Here is an 18,217-nt window from a genome sequence, read left to right on the forward strand (position 1 = left end):
CTCGTACCTGAGCGTGGAGGCCTATGCCTCCGTCAACTACGGCGAGAAGGGCGGCGAGTTCCGCTTCGCCATGGACTATCCGCCCTTCCTGTCCCAGAGCGGCCAGCCCCTGGTACCCGCTCCCACGTTCCAGGTGGGCGGGGGCCTTCGCATCAACCTCTGATCCCAGCTCGGGGCCACGCCCGTCCGCGCGCGTGGCCCCGAGTATCTCGCGGGTGACGCCGCCGTCGAGGCGATGGCCTCCGCGGAGCCCCCAGACCGCCCCGTGGAGCAGCTCCTCCAGGAGCACCGGCGCGCCCCTCGTTGCCCGTCTGGCCGCCGAGCAAGGCAGGCGAGCGGGCAGGCGCCCCGGTGTCATCGCGTCCAGGAGTGAACAGCTTCCTGGACGATGAAAGCCTGGCTCCCACTCTCCCTTGGCCTGTTGCTCGGGCAGACGCCCGAGGTGACTCCCGCCGTTCCTCCTGACGCCGACGTCCAGGACCCTGCCGCGATCGAGCTGCGGGAGGCCTGGGAGCGGGCGCTCCTCAACGCCGACGCCACCGATGAGGGACAGGACTTCACGGACGGCAACATCCAGATGCCGGCCCTTGAGGTGGGCGGCCGCAATGACACCACGCGCTCCGTCCCCGCGGCGGACGCGGCCGCCGCCGGACAGGCCACAGGCCTGGGCACTACCGGAGTGGGTGGAGCCGGCACCGCTGGCATCACGGACGCTGCAGGCGCCACGGAAGGCACCCAGGCCGCGCAGGCCCCCGCCTCCACCGGGAACCCGCAGCAGGACGTGGCGCAGCTGCGCGCCCAGGTCCAGGCGCTACAGGCCCAGCTCGAGGCGAGCACCGCCAACACCGGCCTCGTCCAGGAGCAGCTCACCGGCATCCAGGATCGCGCCGGGGAGATGGAGCGCCTGCGCCAGGAGCGGCTGAGCGAGCTGGAGCGCGCCCGGACCTGGCTCGTCGCCGCCGATCAGGCGCTCGCGGTGGGCGAGCTGGCCATCGGCGACGCGCTGACCGAGGCGGACACGGCGCTCGCGCAGGTGCTCGACAGCGCCACCGCGACGGGCAGCGGGCAGACCGTCATCCTCATCGAGGACGCTCGCGGCTTCATCGCCCAGGCGCTCGAGGCCACCGGGCGGCGCGACACCTACCAGGCCCGAGGGCACCTGCTGGCCGCGGACTGGCAGCTGCGACAGGCCCGGCGCGAGAACCTCGACACGCCCGGGGCGACCGTCGTCACCCAGTGAAGTACGGCGTCGTCTCCGCCGGAGGGCTCTGCGGCCGGGCGATGAGGTAGCCCTGCAGGTAGTCCACCCCGTGCGAGCGCACCCAGCGCAGCTCCTCGGGTGTCTCGATGCCCTCCGCCACCGTGCGGATGTTCAGCTTCTGGGCGATCTCCAGCAGCTTCTGCGTGATGGACGCCTTGTACGCGTCCTCATGGATGTTCCGGATGAGCTCCATGTCCAGCTTGATGATGTCCGGGCGCAGCTGGTGGATGAGGTTGAGCGAGGAGTGCCCCGCCCCCAGGTCATCCAGCGCCACCCGGAACCCCGCCTGCCGGTAGAAGTCGATGATGGAGCGCAGGTGCCGCGTGTCCTCGGCGTGGTCCGTCTCGATGACCTCGAAGACCACGTTGCGTGGCGCGATGTTCGCCTCCTTGATGGTGGCCACCGTGGAGCGCAGGCAGTACGCCGGATCGTAGATGGCCGTCGGCGTGAAGTTGATGAAGATGGGCACGCGCAGCCCGTGCCGCTGCGCCTCGCGGATGGCCGTGGTGCGCGCCGCCAGATCCAGCTGGAAGAGCAGATCCGCCCCGCGCGCCGTCTCCATCATCTTCCCCGGAGACACCATCGAGCCGTCCACCGCCTTGCCCCGCATGAGGGCCTCGTAGGCGAAGATCTGCCGCGTGTCCTGGGCCAGGACGATGGGCTGGAAGTGCGCCGTGAGCCGCTTCTCGGCCAGCAGCTCCACCAGCCACCCCGACTGGCTCACGGAGAGGAACTGCTCCAGCGAGCCCACCTTCGGGAAGTCCGTGAGGTCCGGCTCCTGCGAACCGCCCTTGAAGAGCGCCCGGGTGCCCCGGAGCTCCTCGCCCGTCATGCAGCCGCCCAGCTTCGCGGCGAAGCTGCCGCGGTCGCCCTCCCCCAGCTGCACCACCACGCAGCGGGCCTCGGGCCGGAGCTGGTGCTCCAGGCCCGACTCCCGGAGGAAGGCCATCAGCTTGCCCAGGCTGTGCCCCAGCGGGAGCCACAGGAACAAGCGCCCGTGGCCTTCCATGGGGGCGGGGAGCGTCTGACACCGTCCACACTGCGCGAGCAGGGCTTCGTTCACCATGGGGCTCCCGTCGAGGCTCAGGGGGTCTCTCGGAGGATCATCAGACCGCGGGACGTCTCCGTGGCGTAGACATAACCGTCTCCCGGGACGGTCACATCGGTAACGCCCTCGAAGAAGGAGGCGCCCCGGCCCGTGTCCGTCTCCCGCCACGTGTTGAAGTAGCCCACCTGGCGCGGCTCGTTCGGGTTGGAAACGTCCAGCACGCGCACCCCGTCCTGGTAGTGCGCCAGGTACAGCTTCGTGCCCGACAGCTTCGCCGAGCGCAGCGCCACCTCCGGGCGCATGGAGAACTCGGCCACCTGGGTGATGATGGACGGCGAGCTGACGTCCAGGATGCGCAGGTGCGCGCCCCAGTCCTCCCCCGACTCGAAGGCCAGCGTGCGGCTGCCGATGGTGCCCACGTCCACCGTGCGGGTGGTGGCGTTGGTGTACGCGAAGCGGCCCAGCAGCTTGGGCTGCCGGGGGTTGGCCACGTCCGACACCGTCAGCCCGTACGACCAGTGGCTCACGTACAGCCGGCCCCCGCGAGCCACGAGATCATAGGGACGGTCGCCCAGCGCCGGCTGGCTCTGCTCGACGAAGTAGCGCTTGGCCACCACCAGCTCGCGCGGGTTGGTGGCGTCGAAGACGAGGACCTCCGCGTTCGGCGAGGGCGAGGCCGCGTACAGCCAGGTGCCGTCCATCGTCACCGAGCGCACCACGACCGCCTCCGACGGGAACGACTTGACCGCCTTGGGCGCCGTGGGATCCGACACGTCGTAGACCAGCACGCCTCGCTTGCTGGTGGCGATGTACATCGTCTGGTTGGCGACCCAGATCTGGTGCCAGACGTCGCCGTCGCTGCTCTCGAGCTCCTGCTTCGCCACCAGCCTCGGGGCCGCGGGGTTGGAGATGTCGTAGACGTAGAAGCCCGCCTCCCGCGCCGCCACGTAGGCGTAGCCTCCCGAGACGAAGACGTCCTGGGGCACTCCCTTCGGCACGGCGATCTCCGCGACGAGCTCCATGCCCGCCGCGTCCACCTCGCTCGCGCGGCGCTGGATGCGCGTGGCCCGGAAGGTACCCGCCAGATCCAGCGTGCCGTTGGAGCAGCGGCGGAACAAGCCCTCCACCTGGGTGGGCGAGGCCGAGCGGCAGCCGGCGAACAGGTACTTGAGCGGCGTGCCGTTGGTGGCGGTCACCTCGCTGGTCAGCTCGAACAGCTCCGGCTCCACACGAGTGCCCGCGATGGGCAGCCCCGAGAGCGTCGGCTGGCCCAGGTAGTTGATGACGCCGGAGGAGCGCTCCCCATCATCGAAGGCGATGTCCATGTTCCAGATGCCCTGGGCCTGGATGGAGCCGAGGCCGGACCGGTCGCACGAGGACAGGTCCAGCTTCTCGAGCTCACAGTCCTTCCGGGCCGGGGCGTTGTCTTTTCCACACCCCGCGGTGAAGAGCAGGGCACCCACAGTCAGCGCAAAGAGGCGAATCATAGCCCCATCCATACCGAGTGACACGCCGGGACGAAAGTCCTACCCGAGTTGTTGCGCGGCGACGTGGAAGTACAGAGGTGAGCAGAACCGCACGTTAAGCTTGTGCCTCCCCCTCCCGGGGGAGAGCCTTCATCCCTACGTACGCTCCGTCGCCTGACCCCCAAGACCCTGAGGTCTTACCTGTGAACCGACGCCCCCTCTTCACCGCCGCGCTCCTGGTGCTGCTGCCAGGGCTGGCCTTCGCTCAGGTCTTCGTCTACCCGCGCCGGGCGGACCGCAGCTCCGTCAACACGTTCGAGTTCGAGTGGCGCCACGTGGACATCCTCGTGGGCCCTGCCGCCAAGGGCGAGGCCAAGGCTCCCGAGAGGACCGCCAACCCGCAGCCGCCGGGAGCGCCCGCGGGCCCCAACCCCAACGTCACCACCATGGACCCGGGAGGCACGGCGAACGTGCCCTCCACGGAGCCGCCCCCGGAGACCGAGCGCATCACCTCCGCGCCCGAGGAAACCGGGGTGCCCGACACGGCGGTGGCCGGCGCGGGGGCCCCGGACGGCGGAGTGCCCGCCCCCGACGGCGGCCTGATGGCCTTCGCGCTCCCGCCCCCGCCCCTGGCCATGCTCCCGCATGGCGGCGCGGACGGAGGCACCTCGCCGGACGGTGGCCCCAAGTACGCCACCTCGCTGGGCGCGGCCACGGGCGGTGTGCGCTTCTACTTCTATGAGCGTGAGCGCCAGGTGGCCGAGCGTGCGGCCCCGCTCATCGAGGACGCCTACCGCTACCTGGTGGAGCAGTTCCAGTACGTCCCCACGGAGACATTCCCCTACATCCTCTACAACAGCTACCAGGAGTTCCTGCAGACGCATGTGTTCGCCGTGTCGGAGGGCACGCTGGGCGTCACCAGCACCGAGGACCTGAAGCTGTCGCTGCCGTACCTGGGGGACCACCGGCTCTTCCAGGAGATCAGCACCCACGAGCTGGCCCACCAGTTCACCATCCAGAAGGTGCGCACCGTCGCGGAGACGAAGAAGACGTTCGGAGATCCGCTCCAGTCCCTGCCGCTGTGGTTCATCGAAGGCCTGGCCGAGTTCTACGCCAAGCGCGGGCTGGATCCCGAGGCGGAGATGCTGGTGCGCGACTTGATGGTGAACCCGGATCTGGCCAAGGGCTACGCCTTCCTCGACTTCTTCTCGCCCGGGCCGTACGGCTTCCTGTGGATCTACAAGGTGGGCCAGGCGCGCGTGACGTTCCTGGAGGAGGAGTACGGCGCGGGCTTCATCCAGAAGGTGCTCAACGAGTCGCCCCGGCTCATCTCGGGCGGCAAGGACATGCCGTCCATGAAGTTCGAGGAGCTGCTGGAGCGGCTCACCGGGGACGATCCGAAGAAGATCTCCGCGCGCTTCGAGAACTGGATGAAGCGGCGGGCCTTCAAGGACTACCTGAGCTCCGAGCAGTCGGCCCCGGCGCTGGAGCTGCTGGAGGAGCGCGAGGGCATCAGCACGGCGGTGAACAGCTCTCCGGACGGGCGGGCGATCATGTACCGCACCATCATCCCGGAGACGGGAGAGAGCCGGCTCTACCTCGTGGATCCGAAGGCTCCGGGCAGCGCGAAGAAGGTGGCCGGCGACGGAGTGCCCGGCGCGGAGTCCCTGCACCCCATCTTCGGGCGCAACTTCGCGCTGGCGAAGGATCGGCTCTCGTACGTGGCCGAGGTGAACGGGCGGGACGTCATCTACGTCCAGGCCTACAACCACAGCTCCGAGCAGAAGACGAGCGACGAGCTGGTGCGCCGCAGCGCCGTGCGCACCGGCTTCCAGCGCCAGACGAACGTGTCGGTGGACCTGGACCTGGGAGACAAAACGGCCTACCGCGTGGGGCAGCACGGGCTGCTGGGCGTGCCCACGGTGGCCTTCTCGCCGGATGGCAAGTCGCTGGCCTTCATCGGCATCAACGACGAGGGCATCCGGGACGTGTACGTGCTCAACCTGGAGCAGGGCCCGGACGCCAGGCCCCGGAAGCTCACCGATGACATGTACGCCGAGCGGCAGATCACCTGGGGCCCGAGCGGCATCATCTACACGTCGGACGCCACGTCGCACCGCTTCTACAACCTGTTCCGCGTGAAGCCGGACGTACCCGGCGCGCCCGAGCGCCTCACCAGCCGCGAGAGCGACGAGGCGGATCCGGTGGCGCTGGCCGACGGCCGCATCTTCTTCGTGGCGTGGCGCCACAGCAGCTCGGATCTGCACGAGCTGATGCCGGATGGCTCGGTGGTGCGGCGCACGGACGTCACCACGGGCATCTTCGAGCCGGGCGCCGGCCCGGAGGGCGGCCTGTGGGTGCTGTTCCACCAGTCCGGCGAGCGCCGGCCCGCGCTGCTGCGGCCGCCGAAGATGCTGAGCCTGCCCACCGAGGCCGCGCCGCCGCCCGCGCCGCCCGCCCCGCTGGCGTTCATGCCGCTGACGGGCGCCGAGCCCTACCAGGCGTTCGCCCGGCAGAACATCGAGCTGGGCCCCATCATGGGCTTCGCCGGAGCGGGCAGCGGTGGCTTCTTCGGCCAGGTGTTCGCCATGGCGAGCGACCGGATGCGCAACCACGCCACGCTGCTCAGCATGGCCATCTACGGCTCGCTCAAGCTGACCGACGGCGTGCTGCTCTACATCAACCAGGAGAAGCGCTCGACGTGGGGCGTGGGCCTCTTCCAGTCCCTGCGCTTCCGCCTGGACGAGAGCTTCGCGGACCAGGGCGTCTCCTTCTTCTCCGGTGAGCGCTACTACGGCGCGGTGGCCAACGTGCGCTACCCGCTCAGCTCCTTCCTCTACGTGCAAGGCGAGGTGACGGCGGGCGGAGCCTCGTACTTCATCGACTCGTACACGGCCTTCCGCTTGAACAACCCCTCGTTCAACCCGGCGTTCCAGGACCTGTACACGCCGTGGATGGGCGCCAACGACCAGGCGCGCTTCCAGACGGAGCTGACGGGGCAGATTGGCTACAACACCATCCGCTACCACTACGCCACGGGCCCGCTGTCGGGCAGCTCGGCGCTGCTGGAGGCCACGGTGGGCGCGCAGCCCTTCAACGAGCAGGCCTACAGCAACCTGCGGCTGGACCTCGAGCGCTACTTCCCCATCTACGGGCGCAGCAACATCTTCATCCGCGCCGCGGGCGGCACCACCGTGGGCGGCCGGTACGCGCGCTCGTACTTCCTCTCCAGCTTCGACACGCTGCGAGGCGTGAACTTCGGAGACGAGGACTGGCTGCTCGGCCGGCACTTCGCCTACTCCACGGCGGAGCTGCAGGTGCCGCTCAATGATCTCATCCGCGTGGCCTTCCTGAGCGACCTGGAGGCCATCGCCGGCGTGGACGTGGGCGGCGTGGGCAACTCGAGCCGGCGCATGTGGGATCGCCGCACGCTGGACTTCGCGCTGGGCTTCAACCTCTCGCTGGGGCCCTTGCTGATGCGCCTGCACTTCGCGCGGCCGGTGGACATCGGCGCCGAGGCCGGCAAGCCGGATCCGGGCTGGGTGACCAACTTCTCGATCGGCATCGCCGGGCTCAACGGCTTCTTCGATCGCAGGGGCGAGGGCGACGTGAGGCCGCCTCCGAACCTGCCGCCCGGGGCCTACATCGGACGGACGGGCATGCCCGGGCAGTAAGCAGGGCTTCGAGGTGACATGAAGGGGGGCCGGCATGAGCGCCGCGCCCCCTTTTCCTTTGGTGAATTGTGCCGACGGACCGGCTTGGTAAGTTGATCCCCGCGCCCCAGGAAGGTGGCGCCGGCGCGCAGCAGGAGTGATGCGCCAGGCCAAGGGAATTCAACTCATGCCAGGTCCAGTGCTGCCCCGCCGGAGCGTTCCGGCCGTGATGTCGAGCGACGCGGAGCGTCCGGTTTCTCATGAGGCTCGGAGGCCTCGCGGCCCCGCGCGTGCGAGCCGGTTCGGGCTGCTCGGGTGGGTGGTCCTCGGACTGTTCTTGTTGCGTCCGGCGATCGCGCTCGCCCAGACGAGTCCCGAGGTGAAGGCCTACTTCCTCTCCATCGCCGCCCTCTATGACGCGCTCGAGTACGAGAGCGCGCTGGCGCAGATCGCCAAGGCTCGGGCCATCACCAAGGCGCCGGCCGACAACGCGACCCTGTCGCTGTACGAGGGAGTCATCCTGGCCGACATGAACCGCCGGGAAGCCTCCGACGCCGCCTTCCGGAAGGCCCTGCTCGCGCAGCCGGATGCGAAGCTGCCGATGACGGTGTCTCCCAAGGTGGCGCAGCGCTTCGAGCAGCTGCGCGAGACCGTGAAGCAGGAGCAGCTGGCCGCCAGGCCGAAGACTCCCGCTCCTCCCACGCCTCCCAAGGACGCGCCCCAGGTGAACCAGGGCGGGACTCGGACCACCCCGGACAGCTCGCTGACCTCCCGCTCCGGCGATGCGCCTGTCGGGGTGAGCGGACGGAGCTTCACCCGTCCCCAGGTCCTCGTCCCCGCGATCGCGGGAGGCGTGCTCATGGTGCTGGGTGGAACCTCCTACGCGATGTCCCGAAAGGAGCTGTCCAACCTGAACAACGACGATCCGAAGCTCGCCACCCGCGAGGATGCGGAGCGCGCCGCCGACCGGGGTCGCACCTTCCAGTCCGTCGGAGTGGGACTGCTGGGAGCCGGAGCCGCCGGGCTGGGCTTCGCCCTGGGCTGGTACGCTTTTGGCCCCACGTCGTCGGGCGAGACGGCACTGACGGTGGGCACCGACGGGACCTCCGCCTTCGTGCAGGGGAGGTGGCCGTGAAGCTCGGGGTCCGTGTCCTGGGGCTCGCCCTGCTCTCCGTGTGGATGGGCTGCGCCGACTTCGACAAGGCCGAGCAGGAGTTCTGCGAGCGCAACCCGGGCCGCTGCGGAGAGGGGCTCCAGGTCACAGTGGTGCTCGCCCCCGCGGTCAACGCCTCCTGTGTCCTCGTCGAGCTGAGGGATCCTTCCACCCACGCCGCCCTCCTCCAGGACTGGCTGCCTCGAACCCAGAACGAGCTGCGGGTCTCGTTCCCCAGCAACTCGCTGCGTCCGGAGCTGGAGCTCGCCGCGCGCCCGTATCAGGACGGAGACTGCCAGGGCGACACCGTCGCCCGGACGCCCAATGGTTCCTTCGTGACGACGACGGTCTCCATCATCGAGGGCGCGCGCACCGAGGCGACCCTGACGCTGCAGCCCGGACAGGATGAAGATGCCGATGGGTATGTCAGCGCCGCCGCCGGTGGAGCGGACTGTAATGATGTCGTTCACGAGGTGAATCCGGGCGCCGTGGAGGAGTGCTCGAACACGCGGGACCTCAACTGCGATGGCAGGCCGGGGTGTGATGCCACCGCGTGCGGCCCCAACGCCTGTGGCCTGCTTCCGAGCTCCCTCGCGCTGACCCTGCAGAGCACGACCGTGACCGCCGGCTCCTGCACGCAGGGGACGGTCCAGGTGAAGGATGCGAGCGGCAGCGACTCCCGCGTCACCACGCCCTCCGCCGTGAGCCTGGCGTCGAATCCGGATGGTGGATTCGCCTTCTACGCGGATGCCTCGTGCACCGCGGCCGCGTCGAGCACCACCATTCTCGCGGGGACCGGCGCCGCGACGTTCTACTTCCAGGGTCAGGTCGTGGGGAACGTGGCGATCTCCGCGACGCTCAGCGGGCTGCCGACGGCCTCCCAGAGCGTCCAGGTCAATCCGGGAGCTGGCAACCGGATCGTCTTCGTCACTTCACCGCAGACGTTGGAGGCGGGCGTCTGCTCGTCGCAGGTGCAGGTCCAGAGCCAGGATGCGCAGGGCAATGCGGCGCCCGTGACAGCCAACACGACGATCACCCTCGCGGCCTCGCCGAATACGAACTTCAATTTCTTCACGAACCCGGGCTGCACCGGCTCGCCCGTGTCGACGGTCACCCTGTCCTCTGGGCAGAGCACCGCCGCGTTCTACTTCGGTGGCACGGCGGCACGGAGCGTGACCATCACCGCGGCGGCCCCCAGTTTCACAGGCAGCACGCAGCCCCAGACGATCCGGGCAGGGCCTCCGGCGGCCGTCCGCCTCACCGGCCCCTCGACGGCGACGGCGGGTGACTGCAACGCGACCCAAATCACCCTCTCGCTGCTGGACGCGTACAACAATCCGACGGTGGCAACGACGACCACGAGCATCAGCCTGTCCGTCTCCAGCGGCAGGCCGCTGACGTTCTCCCGCACGGTGGGGTGTCCGTCCGCCAGCTCGACCGTGCCGATCAATACGGGTTCGGGCTCGGCCACCATGTTCTTCCGAGGCACCGAGGCTGGCACGTCCACCATCCGCGCCACGTCCGGGAGCATGAGTCCCGGCACGTTGAACGTGACCATCCAGGCCGCGGTCCCCTCCGCGCTCGAGTTCACCACCGCCGCCCAGACGGTTCAGGCGGGGAACTGCTCCTCGGCGACGACGGTGCAGCTGCGGGACAGCTACAACAACCCGGCCCAGGCGACGTCCAACACGACCGTGACGCTGGCGGTGTCTCCCCAGGACGGGTTCCAAATCTTCGCGAGCTCGGGTTGCTCAGGGCCCCCTGTTTCGACGGTGACCCTCCCCGTGGGCTCGAGCGACGCGAGCTTCTTCTTCAGGTCGACTCGGGCGCAGACCGTGACGGTGACGGCGGCGTTGGGCACGTTCTCCAAGAGCCAGAACGAGACCATCACCCCGGGTCAGCCCAGCACGATCATCTTCCTCTCAGCGCCTACGTCCGTGATGGTCTGGACCTGCTCGCCCACCACCACCGTGCAGCTCCTGGACAGCTTCGGCAATGTCTCGCCGAGCACCAACGACCTCCCCATCAGCCTTTCGGAGTTCTCCTCCTTCAACCTCCGCTTCTACACGGATCCCAACTGTCTGAATGAGTCGAACACCGTCCCGGTTCCCACGGGGCAGAGCACCGCGAGCTTCTACTTCATGTCCAACAACCCGGGGTTCATGACGCTCACCGCGAGCGGTCCCGGCCTGGGCACCGCTCGGCACAACGTCAACATCTATTGACGCAGCACCGCCTCCCGAGCCCCTCGGGCTGCTGGACCTCCCGCCTCGTGCGACCGCTCAGGACTGAGCGGCCACGAGCGCGGCGTTGGCCCGGGCCAGGGGCCCGCCGTCGTTCTTCGGGATGCGCTCGAAGTCGCCCCGGAGCGCCTTGAGGGCGAACTTCTCCAGATCGATCTCCTTGCGCGTGCGCACCCCGCCGATCGCGCGCACCAGCTCGGCCAGCGGCCCGAAGCCCAGCAGGCCATGCTGGAGCATCAGCCCCGCCGCCACCCCTCCGAGGATGCGCCAGCGGCCGCCATCCCGCCGCGCCAGCCACAGCCCCGCCAGCGCCACCGCCGAGCCCACCACCGTCACCGCCCGGTTGAGATCCCACTCGCGCTCGAGCTTGTCGAGGTAGCGGCTGATCTCCGGCCGCTCCTGCTGGGCCATGTGGCGCACGCAGCGCTCCACTCGCTCGTCGATGCGCTTGTTGACCCCGTCGGGCGCGTGCGAGCGCACCACATCGGTCGACGTCTGGTTCCAGGACTCCATATGAGCGGCTCCCTCACTGTCGCAGGCAGTTCCTTCTTTCAAAGGTAGGGGTGGGATCGGGCCGCTAGCTGCTCCCTGTCGCACGCCGCGCCCCCTCCGCCGAGGAGCAGGCAGGCAAGCCCCCTTCCGCGCAGGGCAAACCGTTTCGTACCCAGCCCAACGTCTTCGCCTCGCACGGCGGAAGATGGCTCACACCTGAAGGTGACCGAGGGTACGTGGGCCAACACCGTTCCCACTCCATCCCGTGAGACCGCCTCCAGAGCCCCTGGACGGCAGGGCACAGGCCTTGCTCAGCAGCCTGTCGATGAGACTCTCGCGAATCCTTCTATCGACCTTCCTGACACTGCTGTTCGCCTGCCAGGTCAGCGTCCCACCGCTCACCGACGCTCCTCCGGCCACCCAGAGCGAGGACCTCCCCACCGTCGGTCCGCCCGACACGGTTCCTCCCCCCTCGCCTCCCGTGGTGAGGCCGCCCACGCCGCCCGCGCCGCCAGAGCCACCGCCCGACCCGCCTCCCTCCGTTCCGGAGGCGCAGCGGCCCTTCGTGCTGCCGCCGGTGCAGACCTCCATGCAGAGCTACGAGCTGGTCATGCCAGACGCGGTGCTGAGGCTGTTCCTGGCCGAGCCGAACACGCCGGAGCAGGACGCCGTCTTCAAGGCCAACGGCAACACCTACAATGTGAAGGTTCGCCTGCGAGGCGCCTCGGCCCGCCTCTTCCCCAAGAAGAGCTGGAACGTGAGCTTCCCCAAGGGCGTGCGCTTCGAGGGGCGCAGCTCGCTCAACCTCGTGGCCGAGTACGCCGATGCCACGATGCTGGCGGAGAAGCTCTCCTATGACGTGCTGGCCGCCATGCGCGTGCCGGCGCCGAGGACGAAGTTCGTCCGCCTCTCGGTGAACGGCATGTACCAGGGGCCGGTCCTCGACATCGAGCAGGTGGGCAAGCCGTTCCTGGAGGCCCACGACTTCGCGGATGACGACGCCACCATCTACCGGTGCGGCTGGAAGGACAACGAGTTCAAGACGTGGAAGGTGCCCTACCAGGGCAACTGGACCAAGAAGACGAACGAGAAGGAGCCCGACACCGAGCTCACCCGGGTCCTCGACATCATCAACCACACGCCCGAGCCCCAGCTCGCGAGCACCCTGGCGCAGCACCTGGAGGTGGAGTGGCTGCTGCGCTCCATGGTCATGGACGCGCTGATGTCCAACAACTACGTGGAGGACTCGGAGAGCTACTTCATCCACGACCAGGTGACGCGGCGCTGGGTGTACGTGCCGTGGGATCTCAACAACGTGGACGCGCGCTGGTGGTACCCGATCCCGGTGGAAGAGGCCCGACCGCTCGTCGACCACCCGCTCTTCCCGTTCACCCTCACCGACGCGTGGACGCAGAAGATGTACGACCGGCGCAAGTTCGAGCACCCGGGCTACCTGCCGGTGTTCTCCAACCTGGGCAGCCGCGTGGTGCTGAACCCGGAGCTGCGGGCCCGGCTGCTCGTCTACCTGGACAAGGCCCTGGACGAGCTCTTCAAGCCGGAGGTGCTGAACCCGCACATCGACGCGCTCCACGAGCTGGTGGAGCCGGCCATGCGCGACGACCCGCACATGGACTACGAGCGGTTCCACGCGGGCCGCGCCTTCCTGCACGACTACGTCTCCAAGCGCCGCCAGTTCATCCTCGCCGAGCTGGACCGGTACGCCGCGAAGAAGCCGAGCCTCGTCATCGAGGAGTTCGACCCGCGCGCGGGCGCCATCGTCCTCGCCAACCGCGGCGCCCAGCCCGTGTCGCTGGCCGGCAAGACGCTGACCACGAACCTGCGCGTGAGCCTGCGCGAGCTGGTGAGCCGGCCCGTGGCCACGGTGCTCCCGAGCGTGACGCTGGCGCCGGGAGAGCGGCGGCGCTTCACCGCGTCCGAGCTGGGGCTGACCTTCCCGGCGAAGGGCGAGGTCGGCGTGTTCGACGGCGTGTCCGTGGTGGGCTCCTTCGACGTGCTCTTCTACGGAGCGCTGCCCGACGGACAGCGCTACGTGCAGGGCACCCAGGGGTGGGAGGCGCGCTGACCGGCCCGGTGGCGCCTCTCAGCGCGCCACCGTGACCGGGCCCTCGAACAGCTGCCGCTCTCCGCCCGGCTCGCGGACCACCACGCGCAAGGAATAGGAGCCGGGCGCCAGCCGCACCGCGCTCCGGACGGTGGAGCCACAGCGACACCGGCAGGGCTCGCCCTCCAGCGTCTCCACGATGGTGACGCGCTGGCCTTCCACCTGAGCCTGCGCGCGAGCGGTGAGGCAGCACGCGTGCTCGAGCGGGTGGACGAGGCTGACGCCGTTCGCCACCGGCGTCACCTGGACCTGGGAGCTACCTGCCCGGCTCGCCGTGCGCGATGGGGCCGCGGGAGGAAACGCGCTCCCGCGGTCAGGGTGCGCGAGGCACCCTTCGGCCACCATTCGCACCTGGCCCGCTTCCGGAGGAAGGCCCACCTCCTGAGCAGGCGGCACGGTCTGCACGGCGGGAAGGGAGGAACTTCCCGTCGCAGGCGGCCCTCCTCCATCGCCGAACACCACCGGGCCCCCTGCGGGAGGAGGAGGAAGTCCAGGGCTCCCGACCGGGCCTTGCGCCTCCGCCCCCTGGAAGGTCGGCTTCGGCGAGGACGTCGGAGCGGGATCGGCCTGGGGAGCAGGCTCCGTGCGCTCCGGGGCCGAAGCGCCGGAGCTCGGATGGGAGCAGCCCGATCCAAGCGCCACGGTGACGCCCAGCACCGCCAGGAGCGCCCTCCTCTTCCAGAGTCCAGTCCCCGTCATGGCAGGCTCCCGGCGCCGATGACGAAGTCACCGGCATTGCTCGCGTTTCGGACATCCAGCGCCACCACGACGGGGGTGCCTTTGGCAATGGCACGGAACTGCAGGTTCATGTTGAACACCATCGAGCCGTCTCCCGCGGCCGTGGCCACGAACGGCGTCTGCGCCGAGTACACGTACTGGCTGGTGGTGTTGCCCTGGCTGTCCACGAACAGCTGACGCACGATGGGATTGAGCGTCGAGCCGGGCTGCGGAGACAGCTCACCCCAGGCATTGCCGTTGCGCAGGTAGTAGCGGTCCACCACCTTCACCAGGCCCGCCGAGGTGGCCTGGAACACCATCTGGCGGATGCACAGCTGCACCGGGGCGCTCGCGCTCGCCCGATAGGCGAAGTCGATGTTGAGCGAGGCGTAATCGCTGCCGTACTCGATGTTGCTGTAGGCATAGGCCTCGTTCGTCCCCTGCGAGACCACCAGCAGCGAGCGGTCCCAGGAGCCCACGGCCTCGGTGGCCGAGACCTCCGCCGGCTCATCGCCCAGCAGGAAGTAGGAGCTGCCGAGCTGCAGGCCGTAGAAAAGCGTGGCCCGCGCGATGGAGGCGGCCGCCCCAGTCGCCAGGGTGCTGCTGATGCGCACCGATTCCGTCGTGCCTGACCATTTGATTCCCTTGGGGGCCGCGAACGTCGGAACAGACACCGCGTTGGTGAAGGTGCCCTGGAGGAACGAGCGCCACGCGGCGGCCCGGGTCAGCTGGCCATACTCCGGGGAGACGAACGTGGCCCCTGGCGGGAAGAAGACCGTCAGGCCGAAGCTCCCCGCGCGAGCCGTCCCCGCGAAGTTGGCCTTCACCACCTGCCCGATGGCCTGCTGGACCTGAGCGGCGGAGCTCGAGAGCGCCGTATCCGCGGCGGCCGCCTTCGTCACCAGATCCCGGAGATCATACAGGTGCAGATCCTGGGTAGGGTCCCCCGAGCCCGACTGGTAGGAGCGCGTCCCCTCGCGGGCCCGACCCACCGCGGAGATGCGCGCCTCGCCACCCGCCGCCACGACATCCGTGAAGGACTTCACCGCCGTCTCCAGGCCGGACAGCGCGTTCAGGTCCACCAGCGACAGGGTGATGGCGGCATCCCCCGAGGGAGTCTGATTCGCCTGGGCGCGGAACCCCTGGATGATGCTGTTACCGAGGGCAATCGGATCGGCGCCCGGGTTCTGACGCGCCACGGAGAAGGAGCGCCAGTCCCAGCCATGCCCCGGCTCGACCTCCTCGGAGGCCAGCAGGTAGTGCCCGAAGGGCGCCAGGGTGAGCGCCGTCTCGTAGTTGGCCATCAGGCACGCATCGAAGCCCAGCAGCGCCACGCGCTTGCTCCCCAGCGACGTGCGCAGGCCCTGCTCGATCTCCGGCAGCGTCAGCAGCTGGCCGGCGCCCGTCGTCTCGTCCACCCCGAAGCCCGTCCAGCCGCTGCCATGGTCCCAGAACAGGATGGCCGTGCGGTCCGCGGGGAAGTTCTGCATGCCCCAGGTGACGAAGTCCGAGAGCGCCTGGGGTGCCGCGAGATCCACCTCTCCCATCTCCTGCAGCACCTGGATGCTGCCGGGCAGCACCTTGATGCGCTTGGTGTCGCTGAAGTCCGGCAGACCGCCGACACCACCGGTGGCATAGCGCGGGCTGCGGTCCACCTCGACGATGATGTTGAAGTTGGGCCCCGAGCCCACCTGCATCATCTCGTTGAGATCCTGCAGGGCGAACGGCTCGAGATCGTTGTCCGCGTTCATGTAGACGAGCACCGTCCACGAGGTGCCGTTGCTCGGGTTGCCGTTGGGATCGGTCGGGTTGGTGCCACCATCCGGATTCCCCGAGCCGCCGTCCGGCGTGCCGATGGGGCCAGGCTCGGGCCCATCATCCGGGTCCTCTCCGCCACAAGCCGCGCTGCTGACGGCCACCAGCGCCAGGGCCAGGGCCCAGGCATATCGGGAAAGACGACGCTGCCGCTGCATGATGAACCCCCCTGCGGGTCTCGGTGTCATGCGCACGCTCGTCTCGCCGGGCCGATCACGCAGACACTGCCGGGTTCCACAGGCAGTCACGAGCGCGCGCGTGACCGAGACTCATGCAGCATTTCCCAGGTGAGGGCAATGAGGGAGTCTCCTTGCCCTCGGGACGCTATGCCGCCTGTCCCCCCTGGGGTAGTCTCGACACCCTTATGGCGATCGAGAAGGCGCTGCTGCTCATCGCGGACATCGGCGGGTACACCCGCTTCATGAAGCAGCACCGCTTCAGCCTCGCTCACGCGCAGGAGACGGTGGCGCAGCTGCTGGAGGCCGTCATCGACGCGTCTGGCCAGTTCAAGCTCGCCAAGCTCGAGGGGGACGCGGCCTTCTTCTACGCCACGGGGACCAACTACACCGCCTTGTCCCGGCAGCTCGCCGACATCCGCCGCGCCTTCCTCGCCCGGCGCGAGCAGCTCATCATCGACCGCATGTGCAAGTGCGACGGGTGCATGCAGGTGTCCTCGCTGACGCTCAAGTTCGTCACCCATGCCGGCGAGGTCGCCTTCCAGCGGGTGAAGCACCTCACCGAGCTGGCGGGCATGGACGTCATCCTGGTGCACCGGATGCTCAAGAACGACGTGCCCGTGCGCGAGTACGTGCTGATGACGGACCCGGTGCTCGAGAAGCTCGATCCGGAGCTGCGCCGCTTCACCCGGGGGCTCGAGCACGAGTTCGAGGGCGTGGGCCGCACGGCCACCCACTACATCGATCTGAACGAGATCGCCGCGGAGCTGCCTGCGGCGCTGGCGCCCAGCGTGCCACGCAAGCTGTGGCACAAGCTGGGGCTGGAGCTGAGCTCGCTGAAGTACCTGCTCGGCTTCAAGGAGCCCTGCCAGGACTTCCGCAACGTCGAGATCGTGGACAAGCCGAGCGAGTGAGCGGCGCTCAGCCCCAGGGCCGCAGGATGAGCACGTAGACGGGGAGCGCCGCCTCCAGGGCATAGGTCGTCAGCGCGCCCGGGATCTGGATGGCGGACACGCCTCGGATCAGCCCCACCGCATGGAGCAGCCGCGCCACGATCAGCGCTCCTCCGAAGACGTGGAGCAGCGTCGAGTTCCCACCGCACAGCTCGGCCACCAGCAGCAGCACCAGCAGGAGGGGCACGTGCTCCACGGCGTTTCCGTGCGCGCGGATGGCGGCCTGGAGCTCCGGGTGGCCCCCGTCTCCACGGAAGAGGTTGTGCTTGCCTCGCACGCGGCTGACGTTCAGCCCCAGGGCGAGGATCAGCAGCCCACAGAGCGCGCCATAGAGCGCCGTCGCCGGTACCGCCAACAACGTCGTGCCAAGAATCGGATTTGCCATCGGGATCTCCACCTCTTCGCGGGTCGTCAAGACGACCATAGACGCGGTCCGGGCCGCATTCATGGTTTTGGACGGCTCTCGCGCCTTGACAGGCCGGATCCCGGGGGCTGACCATCCCAGGTACCCATGACAGCGTCCTCCCAGAACGAGCCGGTCATCTTCAGTCAGATGTTTGAGGCGCTGGTCATGCATGCCATGCGGGGCAAGCTCGACCCGGAGGCCATGCGGAGCATCGAGGCCGCCGGGGTGGACCTGAGCCGTCCGCTGCTCGTCGCCTATCCGCTCACCGTCTGGTACGACACCGTCTGGGCATGCGCGCAGATCCTCTTCCCGGCGCTGCCACGCACCGAGGCCATGTACGCCACCGGCCGCAAGGTCGCCGACGGCTACAGCCACACCACGATGGGCAAGGCGCTCTTCGCGGGGCTGCGCAAGCTGGGCTGGCAGCGCGCCCTGGGGCAGATGGCGCGCTCGCTGCGCACGGGCGGCAACTTCCTGGCGTCCCACGCCAACGAGCTGCCCGGGGGAGATCTCGAGATCACGCTGGAGATCCTCCCCGAGTTCCTCCCCGCCCTGGGCTCGCACCCCGGCATCGACGCGAGCTTCATGCGCGGCTTCCTGGATGCGTCGGCGGAGCTCATCCGAGGGCATGACTCTCCCCGGTTCGCGCTCACGGGGACGGATCAGGCAGCCCGCCGCGCCACCTTCCTCTTGAAGGAGAAGGACTGAGGCG

At 69.1% G+C, this 18,217-nt stretch carries 13 protein-coding genes; 7 read left to right on the forward strand and 6 right to left on the reverse strand.

Annotated features, from left to right (window positions below):
* Positions 1–388 precede the first annotated feature (388 nt).
* Positions 389–1,240: a hypothetical protein gene (locus KY572_RS33520; RefSeq protein WP_224247740.1), complete on the forward strand. Its 852-nt coding sequence runs from the start codon at positions 389–391 to the stop codon at positions 1,238–1,240.
* Here the strand turns inward: KY572_RS33520 and KY572_RS33525 are convergent.
* On the reverse strand, positions 1,230–2,252 hold the full coding sequence (locus KY572_RS33525; RefSeq protein WP_456077673.1) for an EAL domain-containing protein: 1,023 nt from the start codon (positions 2,250–2,252) through the stop codon (positions 1,230–1,232). The genes KY572_RS33520 and KY572_RS33525 overlap by 11 nt on opposite strands.
* Before the next feature lie 92 nt (positions 2,253–2,344).
* Positions 2,345–3,796: an LVIVD repeat-containing protein gene (locus tag KY572_RS33530; protein ID WP_224247742.1), complete on the reverse strand. Its 1,452-nt coding sequence runs from the start codon at positions 3,794–3,796 to the stop codon at positions 2,345–2,347.
* 182 nt (positions 3,797–3,978) lie between these two features.
* On the opposite strand from KY572_RS33530, the gene KY572_RS33535 reads away from it, so the two are divergent.
* The 3 genes from KY572_RS33535 (at position 3,979) to KY572_RS33545 (ending at position 10,806) form a co-directional block, all read left to right on the forward strand.
* Entirely contained in the window at positions 3,979–7,449 is a 3,471-nt protein-coding gene (locus tag KY572_RS33535) for a M61 family metallopeptidase (protein ID WP_224247743.1), read from the forward strand.
* A gap of 316 nt (positions 7,450–7,765) precedes the next feature.
* On the forward strand, positions 7,766–8,563 hold the full coding sequence (locus tag KY572_RS33540) for a tetratricopeptide repeat protein (RefSeq protein ID WP_224247744.1): 798 nt from the start codon (positions 7,766–7,768) through the stop codon (positions 8,561–8,563).
* On the forward strand, positions 8,560–10,806 hold the full coding sequence (locus tag KY572_RS33545) for a hypothetical protein (protein ID WP_224247745.1): 2,247 nt from the start codon (positions 8,560–8,562) through the stop codon (positions 10,804–10,806). The genes KY572_RS33540 and KY572_RS33545 overlap by 4 nt, the downstream gene beginning before the upstream one ends.
* Before the next feature lie 57 nt (positions 10,807–10,863).
* On the opposite strand, the gene KY572_RS33550 is transcribed toward KY572_RS33545, so the two are convergent.
* On the reverse strand, positions 10,864–11,337 hold the full coding sequence (locus KY572_RS33550; protein ID WP_224247746.1) for a hypothetical protein: 474 nt from the start codon (positions 11,335–11,337) through the stop codon (positions 10,864–10,866).
* A gap of 304 nt (positions 11,338–11,641) precedes the next feature.
* Here KY572_RS33550 and KY572_RS33555 point away from each other — a divergent pair, with 304 nt between their 5' ends.
* Positions 11,642–13,399, forward strand: coding sequence for a CotH kinase family protein (locus tag KY572_RS33555; protein ID WP_224247747.1), 1,758 nt, complete (start codon positions 11,642–11,644; stop codon positions 13,397–13,399).
* 18 nt (positions 13,400–13,417) lie between these two features.
* Here KY572_RS33555 and KY572_RS33560 read toward each other — a convergent pair whose 3' ends face one another.
* The gene (locus KY572_RS33560; RefSeq protein ID WP_224247748.1) at positions 13,418–14,137 is read right to left on the reverse strand and encodes a hypothetical protein; all 720 of its coding nucleotides are present in this window, start codon (positions 14,135–14,137) and stop codon (positions 13,418–13,420) included.
* Positions 14,134–16,128 carry a clostripain-related cysteine peptidase gene (locus KY572_RS33565; RefSeq protein WP_224247749.1) on the reverse strand — a complete coding sequence of 665 codons (1,995 nt, stop codon included), beginning with the start codon at positions 16,126–16,128 and terminating at the stop codon, positions 14,134–14,136. The genes KY572_RS33560 and KY572_RS33565 overlap by 4 nt, the downstream gene beginning before the upstream one ends.
* A 206-nt stretch (positions 16,129–16,334) precedes the next feature.
* Between KY572_RS33565 and KY572_RS33570 the strand changes: the two genes are divergently transcribed.
* A complete protein-coding gene (locus KY572_RS33570) occupies positions 16,335–17,060 on the forward strand; it encodes a DUF2652 domain-containing protein (protein WP_224247750.1) in 726 nt (241 codons plus the stop codon).
* A 7-nt stretch (positions 17,061–17,067) separates the two neighbouring features.
* Here KY572_RS33570 and KY572_RS33575 read toward each other — a convergent pair whose 3' ends face one another.
* Positions 17,068–17,484 carry an MAPEG family protein gene (locus KY572_RS33575; RefSeq protein ID WP_224247751.1) on the reverse strand — a complete coding sequence of 139 codons (417 nt, stop codon included), beginning with the start codon at positions 17,482–17,484 and terminating at the stop codon, positions 17,068–17,070.
* A gap of 126 nt (positions 17,485–17,610) precedes the next feature.
* On the opposite strand from KY572_RS33575, the gene KY572_RS33580 reads away from it, so the two are divergent.
* The gene (locus KY572_RS33580; RefSeq protein ID WP_224247752.1) at positions 17,611–18,213 is read left to right on the forward strand and encodes a DUF2378 family protein; all 603 of its coding nucleotides are present in this window, start codon (positions 17,611–17,613) and stop codon (positions 18,211–18,213) included.
* The last annotated feature ends 4 nt before the right edge of the window (positions 18,214–18,217 follow it).

Source organism: Hyalangium gracile (assembly GCF_020103725.1).
GTDB lineage: Bacteria > Myxococcota > Myxococcia > Myxococcales > Myxococcaceae > Hyalangium > Hyalangium gracile.

What these genes read in the sequence shown, in the direction of transcription:
- KY572_RS33555 (WP_224247747.1), top strand. Translation starts at nt 11,642, where the DNA reads ATGAGACTCTCGCGAATCCTTCTATCGACCTTCCTGACACTGCTGTTC.
- KY572_RS33560 (WP_224247748.1), bottom strand. Translation starts at nt 14,137, where the DNA reads ATGACGGGGACTGGACTCTGGAAGAGGAGGGCGCTCCTGGCGGTGCTG.
- KY572_RS33530 (WP_224247742.1), bottom strand. Translation starts at nt 3,796, where the DNA reads ATGATTCGCCTCTTTGCGCTGACTGTGGGTGCCCTGCTCTTCACCGCG.
- KY572_RS33570 (WP_224247750.1), top strand. Translation starts at nt 16,335, where the DNA reads ATGGCGATCGAGAAGGCGCTGCTGCTCATCGCGGACATCGGCGGGTAC.
- KY572_RS33520 (WP_224247740.1), top strand. Translation starts at nt 389, where the DNA reads ATGAAAGCCTGGCTCCCACTCTCCCTTGGCCTGTTGCTCGGGCAGACG.
- KY572_RS33580 (WP_224247752.1), top strand. Translation starts at nt 17,611, where the DNA reads ATGACAGCGTCCTCCCAGAACGAGCCGGTCATCTTCAGTCAGATGTTT.
- KY572_RS33565 (WP_224247749.1), bottom strand. Translation starts at nt 16,128, where the DNA reads ATGCAGCGGCAGCGTCGTCTTTCCCGATATGCCTGGGCCCTGGCCCTG.
- KY572_RS33550 (WP_224247746.1), bottom strand. Translation starts at nt 11,337, where the DNA reads ATGGAGTCCTGGAACCAGACGTCGACCGATGTGGTGCGCTCGCACGCG.
- KY572_RS33575 (WP_224247751.1), bottom strand. Translation starts at nt 17,484, where the DNA reads ATGGCAAATCCGATTCTTGGCACGACGTTGTTGGCGGTACCGGCGACG.